At 58.9% G+C, this 20,631-nt stretch carries 17 protein-coding genes; all 17 read right to left on the bottom strand.

What is annotated here, in order from left to right:
• Positions 1 to 79: 79 nt before the first annotated feature.
• The 17 genes from KF757_07105 to tssA all read right to left on the bottom strand — a co-directional run bounded on the left by KF757_07105 (position 80) and on the right by tssA (position 20,534).
• A complete protein-coding gene (locus tag KF757_07105) occupies positions 80 to 2,281 on the bottom strand; it encodes a glutamine synthetase III (protein MBX3322743.1) in 2,202 nt (733 codons plus the stop codon).
• A gap of 241 nt (positions 2,282 to 2,522) precedes the next feature.
• On the bottom strand, positions 2,523 to 3,467 hold the full coding sequence (locus KF757_07110; protein ID MBX3322744.1) for a hypothetical protein: 945 nt from the start codon (positions 3,465 to 3,467) through the stop codon (positions 2,523 to 2,525).
• Positions 3,468 to 3,473: 6 nt separating this feature from the next.
• Positions 3,474 to 4,646, bottom strand: coding sequence for a hypothetical protein (locus KF757_07115; GenBank protein ID MBX3322745.1), 1,173 nt, complete (start codon positions 4,644 to 4,646; stop codon positions 3,474 to 3,476).
• Between the two features lie 52 nt (positions 4,647 to 4,698).
• Complete coding sequence (locus KF757_07120) at positions 4,699 to 5,223, bottom strand: hypothetical protein (GenBank protein ID MBX3322746.1); 525 nt, start codon at positions 5,221 to 5,223, stop codon at positions 4,699 to 4,701.
• Positions 5,220 to 5,867, bottom strand: coding sequence for a hypothetical protein (locus KF757_07125; GenBank protein MBX3322747.1), 648 nt, complete (start codon positions 5,865 to 5,867; stop codon positions 5,220 to 5,222). The genes KF757_07120 and KF757_07125 overlap by 4 nt, the downstream gene beginning before the upstream one ends.
• Positions 5,868 to 5,967: 100 nt before the next feature.
• A complete protein-coding gene (locus KF757_07130; protein MBX3322748.1) occupies positions 5,968 to 6,363 on the bottom strand; it encodes a hypothetical protein in 396 nt (131 codons plus the stop codon).
• A gap of 13 nt (positions 6,364 to 6,376) precedes the next feature.
• Positions 6,377 to 8,503 carry a type VI secretion system tip protein VgrG gene (locus tag KF757_07135; GenBank protein ID MBX3322749.1) on the bottom strand — a complete coding sequence of 709 codons (2,127 nt, stop codon included), beginning with the start codon at positions 8,501 to 8,503 and terminating at the stop codon, positions 6,377 to 6,379.
• Positions 8,504 to 8,573: 70 nt separating this feature from the next.
• Entirely contained in the window at positions 8,574 to 9,398 is an 825-nt protein-coding gene (locus KF757_07140; protein MBX3322750.1) for a hypothetical protein, read from the bottom strand.
• Between the two features lie 63 nt (positions 9,399 to 9,461).
• Positions 9,462 to 12,212, bottom strand: a complete 2,751-nt coding sequence (gene tssH / locus KF757_07145) for a type VI secretion system ATPase TssH (protein ID MBX3322751.1) — start codon at positions 12,210 to 12,212, stop codon at positions 9,462 to 9,464.
• 73 nt (positions 12,213 to 12,285) lie between these two features.
• Positions 12,286 to 13,320 (bottom strand): type VI secretion system baseplate subunit TssG, encoded by a 1,035-nt coding sequence (tssG, locus tag KF757_07150; GenBank protein MBX3322752.1) that lies wholly within the window; start codon positions 13,318 to 13,320, stop codon positions 12,286 to 12,288.
• Positions 13,284 to 15,158, bottom strand: a complete 1,875-nt coding sequence (gene tssF / locus KF757_07155) for a type VI secretion system baseplate subunit TssF (GenBank protein MBX3322753.1) — start codon at positions 15,156 to 15,158, stop codon at positions 13,284 to 13,286. The genes tssG and tssF overlap by 37 nt, the downstream gene beginning before the upstream one ends.
• Positions 15,151 to 15,657, bottom strand: a complete 507-nt coding sequence (gene tssE, locus KF757_07160) for a type VI secretion system baseplate subunit TssE (GenBank protein MBX3322754.1) — start codon at positions 15,655 to 15,657, stop codon at positions 15,151 to 15,153. The genes tssF and tssE overlap by 8 nt, the downstream gene beginning before the upstream one ends.
• The gene (locus KF757_07165) at positions 15,635 to 16,501 is read right to left on the bottom strand and encodes a tetratricopeptide repeat protein (protein ID MBX3322755.1); all 867 of its coding nucleotides are present in this window, start codon (positions 16,499 to 16,501) and stop codon (positions 15,635 to 15,637) included. Before KF757_07165 ends, tssE begins: the two co-directional genes overlap by 23 nt.
• A gap of 118 nt (positions 16,502 to 16,619) precedes the next feature.
• Entirely contained in the window at positions 16,620 to 17,120 is a 501-nt protein-coding gene (locus tag KF757_07170; GenBank protein MBX3322756.1) for a type VI secretion system tube protein Hcp, read from the bottom strand.
• A gap of 184 nt (positions 17,121 to 17,304) precedes the next feature.
• Positions 17,305 to 18,798 (bottom strand): type VI secretion system contractile sheath large subunit, encoded by a 1,494-nt coding sequence (tssC, locus tag KF757_07175; GenBank protein MBX3322757.1) that lies wholly within the window; start codon positions 18,796 to 18,798, stop codon positions 17,305 to 17,307.
• On the bottom strand, positions 18,798 to 19,316 hold the full coding sequence (gene tssB, locus KF757_07180; protein MBX3322758.1) for a type VI secretion system contractile sheath small subunit: 519 nt from the start codon (positions 19,314 to 19,316) through the stop codon (positions 18,798 to 18,800). Before tssB ends, tssC begins: the two co-directional genes overlap by 1 nt.
• A gap of 144 nt (positions 19,317 to 19,460) precedes the next feature.
• Positions 19,461 to 20,534: a type VI secretion system protein TssA gene (tssA, locus tag KF757_07185; protein MBX3322759.1), complete on the bottom strand. Its 1,074-nt coding sequence runs from the start codon at positions 20,532 to 20,534 to the stop codon at positions 19,461 to 19,463.
• Positions 20,535 to 20,631: the final 97 nt, after the last annotated feature.

Raw genomic sequence — 20,631 nt, forward strand, 5'->3', positions numbered from 1 at the left:
ACGACCCCACTACAGTAAGTAGCGTCATTTGCAACTCTTCCTGACAGATCTGTATGAAATATCTATCGAAAAGGGGTGTTCACCGGATGGACATGAGCTCGCGGTAAGTAGGCAGTGGCCAAAGGTCGTCTGCGACCACTTTCTCCAGCTCGTCCACAATCTCTCGTAAATCACCCAAAATGGGGTGGATCTTGGACTTGATGTACTCGGCCGCCGGCTGGGGCTTCTCTTCGAGGTCGAACTCGCGTTCGAGAGCCGAGCTCAGACTTGTCAGGATTACCTGCAACTGGGTGGTCATCTCGACAAAATCTGCCAGGGCCGCACGAGAGGCATCGCAATCGACTCCTGCCCCCTCTGTCGCGGCCACAGCCTCCGCCACCCGTGACTGGTGCTCAAGTGCTGCGGGCAGGATCAGCGTCCGCGCAATCGTCAACATCTGCTCGGCCTCGATCAGGCAGGTCTTGGCGTACTTCTCCATCAGAATTGTCACGCGACTTTCCAATTCAGGCTTGGTCAGCACGCCGTACTTCTTGAACAACGCGACCGACTCGCGGCTGCGCAGGACCGGAATCGCCTCGACCGAGTTCTTGAGATTGGGCAATCCCCGTCGGGCAGCCTCTTCGTGCCATTCGGTGGTGTAGTTGTCGCCGTTGAAAATGATCCGCTTGTGTTCAGTCACCAGCGACTTGAGCAGTTTCTTGACAGTCTGCTCCAGTTTGGCTTCGGATGGCTTGGCACCGAGTTGTTTCTCAAGTTCGGTCGCGATGTGATCGAGCGCCTCAGCGACGATGACGTTGATGACCGTGTTGGGCCACGCGACTGAAGCCGTAGATCCGACAGCACGAAACTCGAACTTGTTGCCAGTAAATGCAAAGGGACTGGTGCGATTGCGATCGCCAGCGTGCCTTGGAATGTTCGGCAGTGTGCGCGCGCCAAGGTTGATTGCGCCGCCCTTGATTGTGCGACTGGTATCGCCTCGTTCGATCTGATCGATAATGTCGGTGAGCATTTCGCCCAGGAAGATTGACATGATGGCTGGAGGCGCTTCGTTGGCACCAAGCCGATGATCGTTGCCAGCGCTGGCGATCGACGCGCGCAGCAGATCGGCGTGCATATCGACAGCCCGAATGACAGCGCAGAGGAAGACCATAAACTGCATGTTGGTGTGGGTGTCGTCGCGCGGGTCGAGGAGGTTGACCCCGGTATCGGTGGTCATGGACCAGTTGTTGTGCTTGCCCGAACCATTCACCCCGGAAAAGGGCTTTTCGTGCATCAATGTGCGCAACCCGAAACGAGGGGCTACGCGAGTAAGCGTTTCCATCACCAGCATCTGATGGTCACAGGCGACATTGGTCTCTTCGAAGATTGGAGCGAGTTCATACTGGGCTGGGGCGACTTCGTTGTGACGAGTCTTGATCGGGACACCAAGGCGGTGCAGTTCGTATTCGACTTCGTCCATGAACGCCAGAACGCGCTCGGGGATAGACCCGAAGTAGTGGTCAGCGAGCTGCTGCCCCTTGGGCGGACGACACCCGAAAAGGGTGCGATTGCAGGACATGAGATCAGGTCGGGCGTGGTAAAGGTTTGCGTCGATGAGGAAGTATTCCTGTTCGGAGCCGAGGGTGGTGTAGACGCGCGAGACCCCGACATCGGTGCCGAAGATCGCCAGGATGCGTTTTGCCTGCTGACTGAGGGCATCGATTGAGCGCAGCAGGGGTGTTTTCTTGTCGAGTGCTTCGCCGGTCCAAGAGACAAAGGCGGTAGGAATGCACAACGTCGGGGAATGGCTGCCTCGGACGATGAATGCGGGGCTTGAGGGATCCCATGCGGTGTAGCCGCGTGCTTCGAATGTGGCGCGAAGTCCGCCGGAGGGGAAACTGGAAGCATCGGGCTCGCTCTGGATGAGTTCTGAACCTGACAGGCCATAGATCGCACGTCCGGAGTCATCGGGAATGATGAGGGATTCGTGCTTCTCAGCGGTGGAGCCTGTGAGGGGCTGGAACCAGTGGGTGTAGTGGGTGACGCCACTGGCGACTGCCCAGTCCTTCATTGCGGCAGCGACGGCATCGGCCACAGTTGGGTCGAGGGGCTCGCCATGCTCGATGGTGCGAAGGAGGGATTTGAAGATGGGCTTTGGGAGGCGTTCTCGCATGGCCTGGAGGCCGAAGACATCGGCCCCGAAGACCTGATCGGCGCGTTGGTCGCCATTGACGCGACGTGCGCGTTCTCGCCAGTGGATGGACTCATCAACTGCCCGATTGACTGCGGTCTGCCTGTTCATGCGTGGTGGCCTCCGTTGACGGTGTACCAAAAAAGACGAACTGCCCCGTGTGGATTCGGGGATATTCACAAATCGTGATTGGAGTGGGTGTGAACCGCTCAGGTGTCCTGAATCACACGACTCCGAACGGGATTGATTCTTTGCGCGCGCAGTGGCTTCGGCAAGCGCGTCGTGCAAATGAATGCAAAAAAGGAGCGAAGTCGGCTCAATCGTAGACGCTGGACGTCCATTCACGGACCGATCAGGGCGAGTGCTTTCTGGCGATGGCAGCGACGGCTGCGATTTCGGAATCGGAATACTGGGTCGGGCGTGGCGTCTGGAACTTGACCTGCTCGCCGGTGAGGGCGAGGATGGCTTCGAGCGCGACATCACAGACGCGGAAGGGGTGCGTGTCGGGGAAATCCGCGGCCAGATGCAGAGCGACATCGCGGCGAGAAAGCAAGGGAATGAGGTGAGGGATGATCCAATTATCCTCGAAATATACAGTGCCGCGAATGGTGTCGAAGGCTTTGCGTCCCTGGGCAGCATTCATGGTTGCGACGAAATCCTTGCGGGCGGGTTCGTCTCCCATGCGGGCCAGTGCTTTGGCAATATCTTCCTTGGTGTACGGATCGGTTTCGCTTGCCCAGTGCATGCGCCATGCGTCGATGGCTTCAGTAGGTGTAACTCGTCCGGCAAGGAGCGCGATCTGCCCTCGCAGGGCGGGTTCTCTGGCGGTGGCGTAGGCGCTGAGCAAATGCGCCATGATTCCGGCAGGCGGGTTGGGTCGCAAGATGGCGACGGCGAAAGTCTTGACGTCGTCGGATGGGTCGGAGAGGGATTGGACAGCCAGAGGCTGGGCGCGCTGAGCGTCGGCCGCGTCGAGCACACGCAGGCTGATGGCGCGGACTTGAGGCGATGAATCGCCCAGCAGAGGCTGAACGGAATCAAAGACGCCTGGTCCTGATGCCGACGCCATGGTGATGGCGCGATCGTCGTACCCTGCGCGGATCAGTGAGATCAACTCTTGGGTGCTCATGGTGGTCTCCGCAGTCGGGGGCGACTGCTCAGGTGCGGGTGTGGCTGAGGATGCATTGGGCGAAACGGAATCGCGCAGCGGCGCAGGTCCATCGGGGTTGGGCGTCGACTGCTCGCACCCGGCAAGTGCGATGAAAACAGCGAGCAAGACTGAGGCGGTGCGGCTCATAGACCTTCAACTCCATCGTCCGCCCTGGACTGCCAAGGCTCGCCGGCGTGCCTTGGCGACTTCGTCGTCGGTTTCGTGGTGGTCGAGATTCTTGAGTGTGAGCATCCAGCCGCGGACTCGATTGCCGTAACCATTGTCGTTGAATCGATGGTCGCTGGTGAGAGTTCGTGGCGTGACTTCGGCTGCGATGTTGGAAAGGGGATACATGAGATGCCGCCTGGAGCAGGTATCGCCTGCGGGATTGTCGGAGTTTCGGCGGTGGACGTGTTCGAGAGTGAGAAAGTGGCCGATCTCATGGGCGATGGTCCGGGCGCGGAGTTCGACAGCGGCGTTGTTGCCGACAACGCCTTGGGAGGTGACGAAAATACCGGGGGGGCAACCGAGTTGCGTCGCGAGATCAGGCGTGATGCCTAGCCCGACGGTGGTTGTGTCAGGCGCGGCGGGGTTGGGTGCAAAGCGGTTGATGATGAAGAGGTGAACTTTGTCATCAAGCACACTGTGCCTGCGGAGGAGTTCGGGCACTTCGCCGAACCCGCCGCCGAAGAGTTTGACCTCGTCCTTGACGGCGAGCGTGATGTTGTTGTCCTGATCTGGGCGTGCGGCGGGATCGTGCTCCATGTCGAGTCCTGCGGGCCACCAGATTGCGCGAACGCGCTGAGCCATTTGTGCGATGGGCAACGTGGCACGTGTGCCCGAGCCGGAGGCATCGTCAACGCGAACATTGTGTACGACGAGTTTGACTTTTTTGGGGGTGAAGATATGAGGCTCAATCTCGGCGAGCACTGGGCCTGTGGTGCTACCCAGGCGAATCTCAACAGAGACGGGTCGATTGGCGTAGTCGGCCACGCCGAGGATTTTGAAGTCACCGGATGCTGGGATCGGGCCTCCGTTTGCGGGTTCGACGATCTTGACGACGGCGGTGTCGGTGCTTTTTGCGAAGAGCGGCGCGCCTATGTCGATGTCCTCGCGAAGAAGGCGAACGGTGACGGGGAATCCTGTCGTGAGTCCGACCATTGGTCCACGGGCCTTGGATTGACCCCATGTGCCGGCGCGAGTGCCCATGTGATAGCCACGGTCGTCGATCTCGGGGAACTCGCGTTCTGCATCGACATCGCTGGCTCGCCGAAACCGGAGTGGCACGACGATCTGCTTATCCTGGATCACGTTCAATCTGATCATTCGAGTTCCTTCTGATTGTCAGTTCGATGTGCTGACGAGCGAGCGATGTGGATCAAGGGATTGCGTTGACGGCGGTGTTGAGGTTGGTGATGGTGGTGCCCGAGGCGTGGCCGTCGAAAGCGAGCTTTTGATCGATCTGGAAGTCGAGAATGGCTCGGTCGGTGAGTTTCGTGATATCGGATGTGATGCCGTCGGCATCGGGACCGTCATGACCCAGTTGATGGCCGAGCATGCGCAGGCGGCGCTGAACGCCGGGAATTGTGTTGTCGGCTTCGAGGGCAGCGGATCGCACGCGGACGTCGTAGGTGGCGACCGGATTGCCGTTGTGAAGGATTTCCAGGGTTGCGCGCCCGCCCGGGAGCCTGACGATGATCCGGCCATCGGCTGGTGTGCGGCCTGTCTGGACGACGCTGCCTCCGGAGGTCACGCGAAAATCCATGCCGGAGATGCCTCGATCGTTGCCTGTGGCGACGCCGGGTGCTCTTTGAAAGATGATGGGGACGGTGGGCGTGTTGAGGGTGTTATGACCCGTCGCCTCACGAAAGAGTCTGGATATGAAAGCGCTGAATCCGCTCATTGTCCGGAGACCTCCTTCAGTTTCGACTTCACTTCGTCGTTCATGGCTCCGGTTTCCTCGATGGAGTGGTCGTGCTGAAAGTTCTTGATCGCGACTGAGAAGTCGGCGAGGTCGTATCCGAGGTTTTGCAGGCGGCGTTTTTGGCCGATCTCGGTATCAATCGGTGCGAGCGTGCCGAATACGAAGTGGTAGTGGTCGTTTCCGCCGTCATCGCGATCAACGATCAGTTCGCCCTGGCTGGCGTCGACGGGAATGAAGTGTTCGAGGAATCCATCGCCATCGGTCTTGCCTTCGATGATCTGTGCGTCGACCACAAGCCGATATGCGATGAATTTGCGCGGCTGACCATCGTCGAGAAGTCGGATCTTGAGTTTGCCGGGGACACCTTTGCGACGAAAGCGATGCCTTGCTTCGGTCGCGCGAGATTCTTCCTTGATTTCGATGTCTGGAATTGTGATGCGGTCGCTGGGCAGCAGGGTATTGGGATCCTTGCGGATGTCACGAAGTTCGCGGTTGTCGGCGAGGTTCCAGAGTTTTTCCCAGAAATGGCCGTAATGCTCGGCAATGCTCTGGACGCATTCGCCATGGCGAACAACGTGAGATCCCGAGCCAACGGGGGAGTTGTATTGAGCTTCGGTAGGCATCGGGCAAGACTCCTCAAAGTTTCCAAGGTTCGTGACTTTCTAGTTTGCGGCTACGAAGCAAGATGTCGAGCCGCAATGGAGGGCGATGCGTGAGGGTTGCTCATGCGGGCTCCCAGGCGTCCTTATCGAGTTTTGGAAACGTGATTTTGCACGTACCGGGTTCGAGGTTGTTGACGCGAGCGAAGCCATCGCCATTGAGTGTGCCTTCGGCGACGCGTCCGTCGGGCGCGGTGATGCGGTAGCGCTCGCCGGGGATTGGCTTGTCATCTTCGCCGACGAGTTCGATCTCGATCCAGACAAGATTCTTTGCGTCTTCGGGATCTTCGGGGGGCTGGAGGGGCTTGACTTTTTCTTTGCCGTACTTGCCTTCCTTGAGTTCGCGTTGACGTGCCTTGACCTCGGAGACTTTTCCGGGGTCTGCGTTATCTGCTTCCTCAGCGGCTTGGGCTTCGGCAGCCGAGATTGGGCTTGGTGCGATGGGGTCCTTGGGAGTCATCTTCTTCTCCGAGCTAGTTGATCATGACAACGCCGCCGCTGATTGTCGTCATTGCCGATCCGTCGACGGTGGTCGAGAGTGATTTCAATTCGGCCGTGGCGGTGCCTTCGAGAGCGAGGTTGATTCCACCCTTTCCAGTCAAGTCACCAGCGGTTGCTTCGAGACTGACGGCACCGGTCTTCGAGGTGACGGCGATGTCGCCATTGGCTTCGAGGACGATCTGCCCGTTGGTGGCGATCTTGATGCCGTCGGACTGAATGGCGATGTATGACTCGCCGACCTTGAGGGTGATGTTGGTGGCACACTTGATGACGGCGGTGTCGGCGACGAGCGAAGATTGGTCCGTGACTTCGGTCGAAATGTTTGCGCCGAAAACCTGGTGAACATCGGCGTCGACTTCGAGGGTCTGCTCGCCGACAACTTTGGTCGAATCATTGCCTTCGACGAGGAGATGGCGGTCCTTTTCGATCTTTTCCTTGTGGTCAGCACCGACAATCTCGTCGCGGTTGTTCTTGATGTGTTCGAACTTGTCGTTCTCGACAACGAGGTGCCGATCGTTCATGATTGTTTCGAAGCGATCGTTGAGGACGCGGATGTCGAGGTTCTTCTGAGCGTGAATAAAGAACTGCTCTTCATCCTTTTTGTCTTCGAAGCGGATTTCGTTGAACCCTGCTCCGCCTTTTGATGAACTGCTCTTGATCGTGCTGACGGTGCCCATTGATTTGGGTTCATAGGGGGGCATGTTCTGCCCGTTGTAGACGCGCCCGGTGATGATGGGGCGGTCGGGGTCGCCTTCGAGGAACTCGACGATGACTTCCTGACCGATGCGTGGGAGAAAGAAGACGCCCCATCGCTTGCCAGCCCAGTTCTGGCTGACGCGAACCCAGCACGAACTGTTTTCGTCGCCCTTGGTGTAACGGTCCCAATGGAACTGGAGTTTGACGCGGCCGTGCTCGTCAGTCCAGATTTCCTCACCATCCTTGCCGGCAACGATGGCGGTCTGCGGGCCTTGGATGATGGGTTTTGGTGTCGTGCGTGCGGGTCGAAAGACTTCGGTTGCCGGGATGACAGAGAACCCGAGCGAGTAGACCTGCCCATCGCCGCCGTCGCCGGAACTGAAGAGGTCCTGACTTGCCTGAAGGCCTGACGAGACGATGATGTATTCGCCGCCTTGATCGTCGCGCAGGCCCCCGATCGGGATGGTGAGTGTGAAGCGTGCGCCTACGTGCATGCGAAGAACGTCGCACTGCCCGTTGATCTGGGCGTAGCGGGCCTGGAGTTCCTGGAGGCGAATGGTGGCGTAGTTCTCGGCTTCTGTTGCAGTGACATATTCGCCGGGATAGTCGTACATGGCCTCCCATGGACCATTGGCGTGATCGCGGGACTTGCGGGCTTTTGCGACAACGGGAGCGGTTGGATTCTCGAAGTCGAAGTCGGCCAGTTCATATTCGAGCGACTGGACCTGCTTCTGCTGCGACCACGAACGGATGTACTGCTCATCGCGGATGCCCTGGTCGGGTGGGTAATACGGAATTTCGGAGCCGTCGGCGAGTTCCGGGTGAGAATCGTGACCATCGCAGAGTACGAGTGTGTGCTTGCCGTTTTCGTGCTTGAAGTAGTAGTAGATACCTTCCTGCTCCATGAGACGCTGGACGTAGTTGAAGGTGGTTTCGCGGTACTGGACGCAGTATTCTCGCTCTTCGTAGGAGCCGGAGAGTTTGTCGTCGAGGTCGGTAAAGCCGGCGTCCTTGAACACCTTTTTGATGATGTCGGGGATGGTCATGTTCTGGAAGATCGCACAGTCTGATTGACGTGTGAGGAACCACAGCCACGGGACCACGGTCGCGCGGTAGACAGCGTATCCGTTGCGATATTCATGCTGACTGACGCGACTGATGTAGCCATTGACGTATCTCACGTCGGGTCCGTCTTCGCCGACGCCGATGCGGACGGTGACGTTCTGTCCGAGAAGAGTGTCGAAGTCGATTTTGTCGTCGGTGCTGAGGAGTTCGAGTTCGTATTGGAAGAGGCGACCGAGTTCCTCGGTGCCATAAATGGATTGGATGGCGACGTTGTCTTCGCCAAGCGGGGTCTGGACCGCGATGCTGCGTTCAGATTGCGGCAGGATTGTGGGGGGCATCGTCGTGTGACTCCGTTGTGCAGCGTTGATCGATCGCGTGTTGGTCTTTACGAGTGATCCTCAGGTGTAGTCAAGAGAGCCATACTGGGCGAGGTCGCATGAATCCCCAGAGTTTCGGACTGGCCATGCGGTCGGTGCGCAAGTAGACGCCGTCGCCGTCTTCGATTCCTCCCGAGTCGGTGTTGCCCTCGATGGTTGTGAGAGTCTGGGTAGAAGCGTCGTACGACACAACCAGGCCCGCGTGGCCGTTAAGCATCGTGGGAGTTTTTCCAGAGTTGAGCATTGAAACGTTCACAGGGTTACTTACCATCGCAAACACATCGCCAGCCATTGGAGTGCGTGAACCGTCCAGAACGCTTTTTTTGGGAAAGGTGAGATTTCCTGCTTTGCGCCCATCGAAGATCATGAAGACAGCGCGAGTGGTTCGTGGGCAGGTCGTATCGGCGCAAAGTAAATCTGCTGCCTCGCGATGGCAATGAAATGCAAAGGCTGCGCACCACGAATTCCCGGGGCTGCCCCCTGCGGATGAGAGTATTCCTTCAACATCCTTTCCTCGGTTCGCGCCTTGCTCTCGAACGTGGAAGTATTGTGTCGCAACTTGTTGGACAGCGAATGCGTAGACTGCCTGCGACAGCGTCACTCCAATCGACAGCGCTGGCCGCGCTCCTTCGGTTGCGCGCGCCAGTTCAGCGGCGTTTTTGATGTCATCCCAACTCATCGAAACGAGTGCCTGAGTTTCGAGGGCTCGAATGATGGTGTTGACTGCCGAGAGAGCGGATGAACCTTCGCCAGCGGGTCCGGACCGTGTACTCCAGACGCGAGCAAGCGTGCCATTACCTACCGGTGTTCCTGCTTGACACTGACACATCACTCCTGGCGTTCGTTGGACCGACATGCGCTGACTCCTGGGCCCAATCGGGGTTTGGGCCAGTTTCCAAGCGAAAACCGGCCCCGTTGCTCACTCGAATTCGTATTCAAACTCGCTCTCCTTGACCCGAACAGCCACCCGAGCGATCTTGGCCCCCTCCATCATTCGATGCAGGAAGGCAGACGAAATCTCCGGCAGCATGGTCTGGGTGAGGATGGCGTCGATCATGCGGCCTCCGGATTCGAGTTCGGAGCAGCGACTCACGATCAAATCCAGAACATCGTCGCCGAAATCGAACTTCGCTCCGTGGTTTTCGGAGATGCGGCGTTGGATTCGCTTCATCTGGAGACGGGTGATTTCGCGGAGCATGTCCTGGCTGAGCGGGAAGTAGGGAATGACGGTGATACGCCCGAGAAGTGCGGCGGGGAATACCTTGAGCATGGGCTCGCGGAGCGCCTTCTGGAGACCTTCGACCGCGGGCATGAGATCCGGATCCTTGCACATATTCATGATGAGATCGGACCCGACGTTGGTCGTCAGGAGGATGATGGTGTTCTTGAAGTCGATGAGGCGGCCTTCGCCGTCTTCCATCTGACCCTTGTCGAAGACCTGGAAGAAGATCTCGTGAACGTCGGTGTGGGCCTTTTCGACTTCGTCGAGAAGGACGACAGAGTAAGGCTTGCGACGGACAGCTTCGGTGAGGATGCCGCCTTCGCCATAACCGACATACCCGGGAGGCGCGCCCTTGAGCGTGCTGACGGTGTGTGACTCCTGAAACTCTGACATGTTGATGGTGATGACGTTCTGCTCGCCGCCATAGAGCGACTCGGCAAGTGCGAGTGCGGTCTCGGTCTTTCCGACACCTGATGGACCCGCGAGCATGAACACGCCGATGGGTTTGCTGGGGTTGTCAAGACTTGCGCGACTTGTCTGGATGCGTTTGGCGATGGCGTCGAGGCCGTGGCGTTGACCGATGACACGCTTGTTGAGTGTTTCACCGAGATCGAGGACGGCCTGAATCTCATTCTTGACCATGCGCCCGACGGGGATACCGGTCCAGTCGGCAACGACGGCCGCGATTGCATTGGCATCGCAATCGGGCAGGATGAGGGGGGCGTCACCTTGAAGTTCGGCGAGTTGCGACTTGAGTGCTTCGAGTTCAGTGCGCAGTGCGGTGCGTTCTTCAGGCGAAAGAATGCCTGCACCGGTGCGTTCGGCTTCGGTGACAACCGCCGTTTTCGCTGCCTTCTCGGCCTTGCTTTGCGTGCCTTCGACAGGTTCGGCGCCGGTCGGGCCGCGGAGTTGCTCGCGGATCGCGAGGATGCGGTCGATGAGACCCTTCTCCTGTTTCCAGCTGTCTTCGAGCTTGGCGAGGCGCTCGGTTTCGAGTCCGATGGTGTCTTCGATGCTGCGAAGGCGGTCGTTGTGGTTCATGCCGACGACTTCTTCACGCATGAGAATGTCGCGTTCGGTTTCGAGGGCGGCGATGCGTTTGCGTGTGTCATCGACTTCGGCGGGCACGGCGTGCTGCGCGATCGCGACGCGAGCGCAGGCTGTGTCGAGCAGGCTGACCGATTTGTCGGGGAGTTGGCGAGCGGGAATGTATCGGTGACTGAGCCGAACGGCTGCCTCGATGGCTTCATCGAGGATCTGCACGCGATGGTGCTTCTCGAAGATCCCGGCGACCTTGCGCATCATGAGGATCGCGCGGTGTTCGTTGGGCTCATCGACAAGTACGGTCTGGAAACGCCGCGTGAGGGCGGGATCTTTTTCGATGTGCTTCTTGTATTCGGCCCAGGTGGTCGCGGCAATGGTGCGCAGGAGTCCACGCGCCAGCGCGGGCTTGAGCAGCTGTGCCGCATCGCCGGTGCCTGCCTGCCCGCCGGCGCCGATAAGGCGATGGACTTCGTCGATGAAGAGAATCGTCGGGGTTGTCGAGGCCTGAACTTCCTCGATGACTTGCTTGAGACGTTGTTCGAACTCGCCCTTCATGCTTGCTCCGGCCTGAAGGGCAGAGACATCGAGCTCGAGCAACCGCACTCCCTGGAGCGGCGGGGGTACGTCGCCTTCGATGATGCGGTGCGCGAAACCCTCGGCAACAGCGGTCTTGCCGACACCGGCCTCGCCGACGAGAACCGGGTTGTTCTGTCGGCGGCGCATGAGAATATCGACGACCTGGCGTGTTTCTTCATCGCGCCCGACGATGGGGTCGATCTTTCCGCTGCGAGCTTCTTCGGTCATGTCGCGGCAGAAGCGTTTGAGGGCTTCCTCTTTGCCCATCTGTGCGGGGGACAACGCGCCCGAAGCTTCACCCGGGACCGCCCCACCACCGACGGCCGAACCATCGCTGGCGCGCAAGCGTGATTCGGGTGATTCACCGACGATCTTTTCATAATTGGTAGCGAGATCATCGGGCTTGATGCGGCTGAACTCTTCGCTGATGGCCATGAGTGCTCGCGCAAGGCCCTTGGTTTTGAGGATGCCGAGGACAATGTGAGAGGTGCGGACGGCGCCTTCATTGAAGAGCAAACTGCCATAGACCCACCCGCGCTCGACCGCTTCTTCGAGGTCGCTCGAAAAACCCGAGAGCGAAGACGCGCCGCGCGGCAGTCGGTCGAGGGTGGCGGTCAGGTCGGCAGCAAGTTTGGAGGGGTTGAGTTCGTAGTGGCGAATGATGCGGTGCAGGTCGGAGTCCTGAAGTTGCAGAACCTGATGAAGAAAGTGGATGATGTCCACATGCGGGTTGCCTCGCATCTTGCAGAATACGGTGGCGCTCTCTGCACTCTTGTAACACAGGCTGTTCATTTTTCCGAACAAGGCTTTAAGACTGATGTCTGCCATGGCAGTTTCTCCCGCGAGCCGCACAACCTGCGGCTGATGATTATTCCGATCATGCCGCAACGGTGTGCGGCGTTCATACCGGATCTGGCGGCCTCAGAACCAGATCATCGCGATCGCTCGCGCTTGGCCCGGTGCTGAGCCACGTTGTCCAACCGAGTTGACCGGACATCCCGAGACGTATGCTCGGGATGTCCTGCTTCTTGAGCACCAGCTGAGCATCCCAACGATATTCATAGCCGACGTAGTTGCGCACCCAATCGACCATCTTCCTGAAACTTTGACCGGTCGGGAGGAATCGCTCGTAGGTCTTGAGCGAGACGGGGCCGATGCGAATGCGAAACTTCTGCTGTGTTTCCCAGACCTGTGAACCGATGACAGCGGTCGAGCCGAGAGATCCGGTGCGTGGCGACTCGCCGAGGCGACATTTGCTGTCTTCTGGCAGTTCCATCCAATGCCCGACGAACTCGATGATCCGAGCGGGAACCCGGAAGAAATCGGCAACGATGGCTTCGAGCCCTTCGGCGTTCTTGGCGCCGAACGCGAGCCTCCCGATGTAGTGGAGTTTGGCCAGATCGCTGACGTGATCGCGGAGGCGCATCTGAGGCGAGCCATAGCCGGCGATTGACCCGACGTAACTCCCGATGCGATCGCTCAATGGGTCGCGGGCGGCGCGGTCGAAACTGGCGGTGGGCTGATTGACAGCCCAGGCGCGGTAGAACATTGAGATCATCCGATGATGGAAGACATCGAGAAAGCGTGCGAGCGTCGGGTCGTGGTGGTTGTGCTTGCGGTCGAAGACGTACTCGGTGATGTGAAGGGGCATTGGGCCATTAGGGCCCAGCAGACCGAAGAAATGAACATCGAGTTTGCTCGCGGTCGATCCTTGCGCAGGGTTGAATGATGCGATGGTCGAGGGCGCGAACGCGAGTGAAGGCCTCTGCCCAAAGCGTACGGGATCGCTTGCAATTCTGGCCGAGGTGCCGACGCACTCACTCGATGCGTACGCGCAGTCGAGGCGTCGCACGGCCTGGAAGAAGTCGAACGAGTATGGCTTCTCCGTTAGGCGGAGAATCAGAGCGTATGTCTCTGACCGATTCGTGTCGGCCATCGCATGATCTCCCCGCGTTCGGTGGTATTGACGACGGTTTCAGTGAACGAGTTGAGCGAAACGTACTTGGCAAAGAAGCGTTCGAGCACGCCTCCGAGAAGGAATGGCCCCGAGCCCATGAAGGCGGAATCCTCTAATTGGCACGAGACTTCCAACCCGCGTGCGAATGCGATTGGTCCTGGCGTCGGTACACGCCGCGAGATGGGGCGGGCGGAAAGTTTGCGCACGCCCTCGATCTGCTTGCGTACGGCCGAATCGGCAAGATCGCCATAAAGTGAGAGGAGTTCGCGCATCGCGGCTGCGCTGCGTTGTGTGTCTTCATCGGCTAGTGATAGATAGTTCAGCGAAAGGTGGCTGATGAGTCGCCACGCGGTTTCACCCTCGGCTAGCGACGGCTTGGGGGCGGTCGGGCCCCCGACGCAGCGGATTGAATCCACTGCAACGCCCGATTCGGTTGTGAAATCGGTTCGCCCAGCGCCGATCGGCATCCGCAACGGCAGATCGCGGTTTGTGCACCGGATCTGCGAACCGAGTTGGCGCAAGTCCGACGAATACGGCGCGGCATGTGCGTCAACGAGCGAGATGTAGACATCGCTTCCTGTGTAACTTGAACGTCGGCCCTGTCGTTTTTCCTTGGCTGTCAGAGTGCGCGGAACGCGGTTGGTCGAGTAGTACGCTCCGATGCGTTCGGCGTGCTCGTCGTAATCGCTGGCAGCATAGAACGGTCGAAACGGTGTTTCGTCATCGGCTGTGGTGCCGAATCCTGTCACATCCAGCACGTCATAGACCTCAAAATCCAGTGGTCTCGTGCGATCTGGAACGAGATGAAACTCGGGAAACTTGTCCGATAGGTGGATTCGGTCGGCACGTTTCTCGAAGAGATTGATCGCGGGCGTGCAGTGCAGGAGAAAGTTTTCGACCGTCAGCGCGCCTTCGAGTTCAGGATCGGGCTGACGGAGAAGAACGACGATTTCGAACTGAGGCCCATCGGCGCGAGCGAGGGCCTTGTCGAGATCGCTGATTTCGAAGAACATGAAGCGTGATGGGAACGTGAAATACTCGTGCAGATGGCGATAGCCTTCGAAACTTCGTGCGCCGGCGGGGATGAGCGCCTCGTCACGGTGAAACCCGATCTGGCGGATGCTCGATGCGGCGACACGCGAATGCCACTTGGCGGGGCGTGTCGTAGGACGCACGATCACGCCCAGTGAGTGAGCGAGGATTTGCTCATAGACGCGCATGGGTGTGTCGCCATGGCCACGAATGTAGAACGGCAGGCGCTTGATCGCGAGTTCATTGGGCATAAGGCCCGCAGTTGATCGCAATCGCAGGCGAATGGCTGCCCGTGCGTCGGACGCACTGGGGACATCGAGGCTCGCCAAATCGCGGTCGTGGTACTGTGCCTCGACAAGTTCGAGCGGCCAGAGCTCGATCTGGTGGGCAGTGCGATACTCGCATGCGGTCTGATCGTCCTTGCCGATCATGCTTCGGATGGAAGTCTGGCGAGGCACGGTAAACCCGCCTGCGAGCCCGCTGTCATCGAGGTCGGGCTGAAATTGCGCGATGAGCATCGATGGCGTCGGGCAGAGATAATGCGGATACACGCTTTCGAGCATGTGCTGCGTGAAGCGCGGGAACTCGGCATCGAGTTTGAGTTGCACACGAGCCGCCAGAAACGCAAAGCCTTCGAGCAATCGCTCGACATACGGATCGGCACACTCGAGCGCGTCGAGCGCGAGTCGCCCCGCGATTTTCGGGTATTCCTGCGCGAACTCTCCCGCGGATTCGCGGATGTGTCGCAACTCGCGTTCGTAGTAGCGCAGCAGCCTCTTATCCACCGATGCGCTCCTGCACCATGCACTGACCGGTTTCGAGATCGACCTCGGTCTTGAGATACATCGGGTCGGGTATGGGCTGAGCCCAGAGATCGCCGGTGATCTCGAACATCAGCGTGTTGCGGTTCATGAGCTGAGTGTTCTTGACCGCTCGAACCTTGATCGTGCCGGGGAGCATGCGGGGTTCGTAGCGTTGGATCGCGCGTGCAACCATGGCTTCGAGTTGTACTACGCTGACACCTGACGCAGTGGTTCCTGAAAGATCCACGATCCCGAAGTTGACGACCGAACTCTCGACATTGGGAAACCCCGAGAGATCCTCGGCTGTTGAGCGAGCGGGGGTATTGAGCAGCCACGACAGATCGCGCAACACCGCCTGACGGATCTGTCGAAGAGAAAACACTCGCTTGTTGCGACTCTCCTTGTTGTGCTCGGGCTCTTCATCAGTCAGCCGATCGAGCAAGCAAGGTTGAAGCCGTTCACTCGGAGTCAGTTCGGCCATGGTCCTCGCCCTGCTGGGGATGATCGAACTCGATGCGGCGTGTCTGCATGATCGGAAACTCGCCGACGTCAGTTGCCCACATTCTCTGCCCGAAAACAACGAACATCTCATCGCCTAGGTCCACGAACTCGGTTCGTCGCGACATGCGGATCGCGTAGTCATCGTGTATCTCGGACCCAGGGTAACGCGTTGGGATCAGCCCCATGGCGTCCCCGCCATTGACCCATCGCAGGCTTACAGGTGTCCAGACGGCATCGCGCAGATCCTGCGGCGGCTCGACATCGATCGACGCGATATGCGACATCGGCACCCAGTAATACTTTCCTTCGAGCATGAGTTCGATCATCGGGCCGAGGCGCTCGTCGGCGTCTGCTGCCCAGGCGAACTCGGTAGTCTCGGCTTGGTCACCGGAGTGAACGGTGATGCGGCCAGCGACGGCCGGGGCATCCTCGAAGGCCTGCGCCCTCAACTCGCCGGCGGCACGATGCTGTCCGCGGGCCGTCATCCCGCAAGCCTGTACCATCATGCCAACCCATGGTGCGGGCTCGCCGAGGAGGAGTGGGCTGCGATTGCCAGCAAAGACTTCACGCCGAAAGGCTTCGCACTGAATGACGCTGCGCCCGACGGTTGAGAGCATCTGGTTGAGGCCATCGAGATCCGATGCCACACTGGCCTGAGTGAGCGCTTTGTCCCAATCGCCAAGGACGCACAGGAGCTGGAAGAGAAAGACGCGTTTGGCGGGGTCAGAGGGATCCTGCCGAATCGCGTCCTTGAGCTTGTCGAGGGCTTCGGCGGGCTTGCCCTGCCTGATGAGTTCTTCAGCGGCGATTGCTTTGGTAGCCATGAAACCCTCTTGTGCTCAGGAGCGATGAGTCGGGACCGAGTGTACCCGAAAAAAGAACCGGCAGCGAGCCGAAACTCGCTGCCGGAAGTGTATGGTGGGTTCCACGGTTGTAGAGCGGTCAGATGGGCTTGTTCTCGAGGGTGCTCCATGCGGCCTTGACGTCCGCGCCGGTCTTGCCGCCGCCGCGTGGGTCGGTCGGGGTGTAGGAGAGGTGGATCTCGCCGTAGCGGAAGGAGATCTCTTCGAGGGGGATCAGGTCGGAGCCTTCGGTCGAGCCTGACGCCCGGCAGGAACTGACGATGACGTCCTTCATGATGTAGGTCATGAACGTGGTCTTCTCGCCCATGGCGCGAGCCAGTTCGATCTTGATCTCGGGAATCGGCTTGGCATTGCAGCAATGGAGGAAGAGTTGGGGGCTTGCGGTGTCGAGGCGCTTGACGATGCTGAAGTCAGAGTGGTCGCTGCGGCCTCCGGCGTGAGTGCCTTGTGCGCTGGCTGCACCACCGGTGGACTGGGTGACGCCCTGGTTGAAGGCCTGGATTTCGATCCAGTCCTTGTGAGCCGCGTCGGTGCTGTCGCCTTTGATGCCCTGAATATTCAGAAATCCGTCGAATGACATTGCTGTTCTCCTTGCCCGTTGTGGGTGAAACGTGTGTTCTGCCTTGCCCGTCGTTTTTGTTGTGTGCCGTCCGGGCCCAGTTTACAAGCGTGAACGAGCCCGGTTGCTCACGCAACTTGGTCAAAAAATCCCCAGTCGCGACTGCAAGTCGAGTACGACTGGGGATTTCTATCAATAACCGAAATCAGCCCTTCTGGCTCGGGAGCTTAGAAACCAGCCTCAGGGAGACGGTCAGGCCTTCGAGTTGGTAGTGAGGCCTGAGGAAGAACTTGGATGAGTAGTACCCCGGATTTCCTTCAACTTCTTCAACCGTGACCTCGGCAGCCGCCAATGGACGACGGGCTTTGGCTTCCTCGGTTGCGGATTCGGGGATCGGCTCGACATACTGCATGATCCAGTTGTTGAGCCACCGCTCCATGTCCGCCCGCTCCTTGAACGAACCGATCTTGTCGCGGACGATGCACTTGAGGAAGTGCGCAAAGCGGCACGTCGAGAACAGATACGGAAGGCGAGCGCCAAGATTTGCATTGGCAGTCGCATCCGGATCATCATATTCCGCAGGCTTGTGGAGACTCTGGGCACCGACGAACACCGCGTAATCGGTGTTCTTCCAGTGGCTCAGCGGCATGAACCCGTTCTTGGCCAGTTCGGCTTCACGACGGTCCGTGATTGCGATTTCGGTCGGGCACTTCATGTCCACGCCACCGTCGTCGGTCGGGAATGTGTGGCAAGGGAGCCCCTCGACCATACCACCCGACTCGACACCGCGAATGCGGCTGCACCAGCCGTACATCTTGAACGCGCGGTTGATGTTGACCGCCATGGCGAACGCAGAGTTTGACCAGGTGTACTTGCTGTGGTCGGCACCTTCGGTGTCTTCTTCGAATGCGAAGTCCTCGACGGGGCTGGTCTTTGAGCCGTAAGGCAGCCGCGACAGGAACCTCGGCATCGCGAGGCCGATGTACTTGGAATCTTCGCTTTCGCGCAGGCTCCGCCACGGCGCATACTCGGCCGAGCCGAAGATCTTGGTCAGATCGCGGGGGTTGCTCAGTTCCTGCCATGAATCCATGTTCATGACCTTGGGGTCAGAGCCTGCGATGAACGGTGCGTGGGCAGCAGCTGCGATCTGCGCCATGCCCGTCAGGATCTCGACATCGGGGGGTGAATGGTCGAAATGATAATCGCCGACGAGGCAGCCATAAGGCTCGCCACCTGGCGACCCGAACTCTTCTTCGTACATCTTCTTGAACAGCGGGCTTTGATCCCACGCGGTTCCCTTGAATTTCTTGAGAGTTTTGCCAAGATCCTTCTTGGAGATGTTGAGCACGCGGATCTTGAGTTGCTCGTCGGTCTCAGTGTTGTTGACGAGGTGATGGAGGCCTCGCCATGTGCCTTCGAGTGTCTGGAAATCGGGGTGGTGCAGAATCAGATTGATCTGCTCAGTGAGTTTGCGATCGAGTTCAGCGATCATCGACTCGATCGTCTTGACTACGTCGTCGCTGATGAGTGTCGTCTGCGACAGCGCTTGAGCAGCGAGCGTCTGCACACCTTCTTCGATTGCCGACTTCTGCCGATCGCTCTTTGGCTTGAAACTGCCTTCGAGAAGGGCTGCAAACTCTCCCTCCTGCATGGTTTCAACTGGTCCGGACTGTGCTTGCATTTCTGGATTGTCAGCCATTACTGAGCCCCTCCTTCACCCGAACCGTCCTTGGCCTTGGACGCCAGCGCCGAGAGCAGCGCCGAATCCTTGAGGGCCTTGCTGAGCAACTCTTCGGCGTTGCTCTTGCCGTCCATATATGACAGCAGGTTTGACAGTTGCGTACGCGCCGTGAGCAACTTGTTCAGGGCATCGACCTTGCGGGCGACGGCTGCGGGCGAGAAGTCGTCCATGCTCTCGAAGGTCAGATCGAGGCTGAGGTTGCCCTCGCCTGTAAGAGTGTTTGGCACCTGGAACGCCACGCGTGGCTTGGACGCCTTGAGTCGATCGTCGAAGTTGTCGACATCGATCTCGAGAAACTTGCGGTCGGCAACCCCCGGCAACTCCTCGGCTGGCTTGCCCGAGAGATCTGCCATCACGCCCATGACGAACGGAAGGTTGACCTTTTTCTCAGCACCGTACAACTCGACGTCATACTCGATCTGGACGCGCGGCGCGCGATTGCGGGCAATGAACTTCTGACTGCTTGCTTTGGCCATTGATTGCTCCTTCGTCACTTCGCCAGAGACGACTCTGATAGATTGTCTGAACGGATCCCTTGAACTGGCAAACAGGTGCGTCCGCTCGATCACGCTGCCCGCTCGAATGGATCATACCACAAACTCCCCATTTCGCCAATGGGATCAATATTCGTTGAACGTCTCGACCCCTGCGACCATCTTCAACTGTGAAAGCGCATCTGGAGAAAGATCCCTTACTGCGTCCACAAAACTCTTACCCACAAGTCTTTCCGCACGCCGGAGGAGAATCGGAACTGGGCTGGAAGGCTCATACTTCTGATAGTACTCACAGATTTTCCCGATCAGCATGATCACATCGCCCGTCCCGCGGACCGACCCCCTGATCGGATCGTTAGCCCCACCGCCGCCCGAACCAGGATCGCCGCTCGCCTGATCTGCAACAGCTTCGGTCGGGGCGGCACCGTACCCTCGCTTGGCCAATTGCTCCTGCATGAAGCGATCGATCTGCTTCAGAAGATCGAGCAAGGAAGCCAAATCAGGCGCGTTGTGGGCCCCGACTTTAGCAGTGACCCATTGATCGATCTCCTGCGCCAGTGTATTCGCAGTGCTCGCAGCCTGCCCAAACGCCAGCAAATCGCTCGACTCGGTCTCGGCAAACGCGCCCTCGATGACCCCCATCGTTGGCGGAGCCGGCATCGAGGACGGCGCAGGCATGTCACCACGTGCGATCAGAACATCGCGAAACGAAAACGAACCCAGCTGGCGGCTTTTGCACAACGGTGCCAAGCGTATGTTGGCCTGGTACTTCCTGATGTCACCAGTTGCCCCCGGAGCAGCTGCCAGCGAGGCGACGATGTTCATCCGTTCGAGGAAGGGGTCGTCCTTCTCGTCGGGATCGATGCGAGGATGGAATCCATCCCAATGGCGCTCGAGCAAGGCTTTGAGCAACCCCAGTCCGTCGGCCAGACCGGTCATTCCGTCGTTGTGGACCATCGCAGCCAGAAGAGTCATGACAACATTGAGGTCTTTTGATCGCGCGAGTAATTCGATCGCGCGGCTCTTGACATCGCGCCAGTCAGGCTCCTCGCCTTCCTTGACCGAGTCGCCGATTTGCTGCGCGGGGGTGCCTTCAGCGGCCCGCATCAGTTCAAAGTACGCAGTGTCATAGCTCAGGTCCGGCCCGCACGGTTCATCGGGCGAGACCTCAGCGAGCAAACGATCTATGTCGAGCGCCATGTGGGTTCGATCTCCATACCGAACCCCTCGAAAGGGGCCACAATGTCTTGCCCGAGGTCATGCCCGTCTCCGCCGGGCTCGATATGACCAGGGACAC

It is taken from the genome of Phycisphaeraceae bacterium, assembly GCA_019636795.1.
Classification (GTDB): domain Bacteria; phylum Planctomycetota; class Phycisphaerae; order Phycisphaerales; family UBA1924; genus JAHBWW01.

Coding starts and splice junctions, on each gene's coding strand:
- tssE (MBX3322754.1), bottom strand. CDS start 15,657: ATGGCCGAACTGACTCCGAGTGAACGGCTTCAACCTTGCTTGCTCGAT.
- KF757_07165 (MBX3322755.1), bottom strand. CDS start 16,501: ATGGCTACCAAAGCAATCGCCGCTGAAGAACTCATCAGGCAGGGCAAG.
- KF757_07125 (MBX3322747.1), bottom strand. CDS start 5,867: ATGCCTACCGAAGCTCAATACAACTCCCCCGTTGGCTCGGGATCTCAC.
- KF757_07170 (MBX3322756.1), bottom strand. CDS start 17,120: ATGTCATTCGACGGATTTCTGAATATTCAGGGCATCAAAGGCGACAGC.
- tssA (MBX3322759.1), bottom strand. CDS start 20,534: ATGGCGCTCGACATAGATCGTTTGCTCGCTGAGGTCTCGCCCGATGAA.
- tssG (MBX3322752.1), bottom strand. CDS start 13,320: ATGGCCGACACGAATCGGTCAGAGACATACGCTCTGATTCTCCGCCTA.
- KF757_07105 (MBX3322743.1), bottom strand. CDS start 2,281: ATGAACAGGCAGACCGCAGTCAATCGGGCAGTTGATGAGTCCATCCAC.
- KF757_07120 (MBX3322746.1), bottom strand. CDS start 5,223: ATGAGCGGATTCAGCGCTTTCATATCCAGACTCTTTCGTGAGGCGACG.
- KF757_07130 (MBX3322748.1), bottom strand. CDS start 6,363: ATGACTCCCAAGGACCCCATCGCACCAAGCCCAATCTCGGCTGCCGAA.
- tssH (MBX3322751.1), bottom strand. CDS start 12,212: ATGGCAGACATCAGTCTTAAAGCCTTGTTCGGAAAAATGAACAGCCTG.
- KF757_07110 (MBX3322744.1), bottom strand. CDS start 3,467: ATGAGCCGCACCGCCTCAGTCTTGCTCGCTGTTTTCATCGCACTTGCC.
- tssC (MBX3322757.1), bottom strand. CDS start 18,798: ATGGCTGACAATCCAGAAATGCAAGCACAGTCCGGACCAGTTGAAACC.
- KF757_07140 (MBX3322750.1), bottom strand. CDS start 9,398: ATGTCGGTCCAACGAACGCCAGGAGTGATGTGTCAGTGTCAAGCAGGA.
- tssB (MBX3322758.1), bottom strand. CDS start 19,316: ATGGCCAAAGCAAGCAGTCAGAAGTTCATTGCCCGCAATCGCGCGCCG.
- KF757_07135 (MBX3322749.1), bottom strand. CDS start 8,503: ATGCCCCCCACAATCCTGCCGCAATCTGAACGCAGCATCGCGGTCCAG.
- KF757_07115 (MBX3322745.1), bottom strand. CDS start 4,646: ATGATCAGATTGAACGTGATCCAGGATAAGCAGATCGTCGTGCCACTC.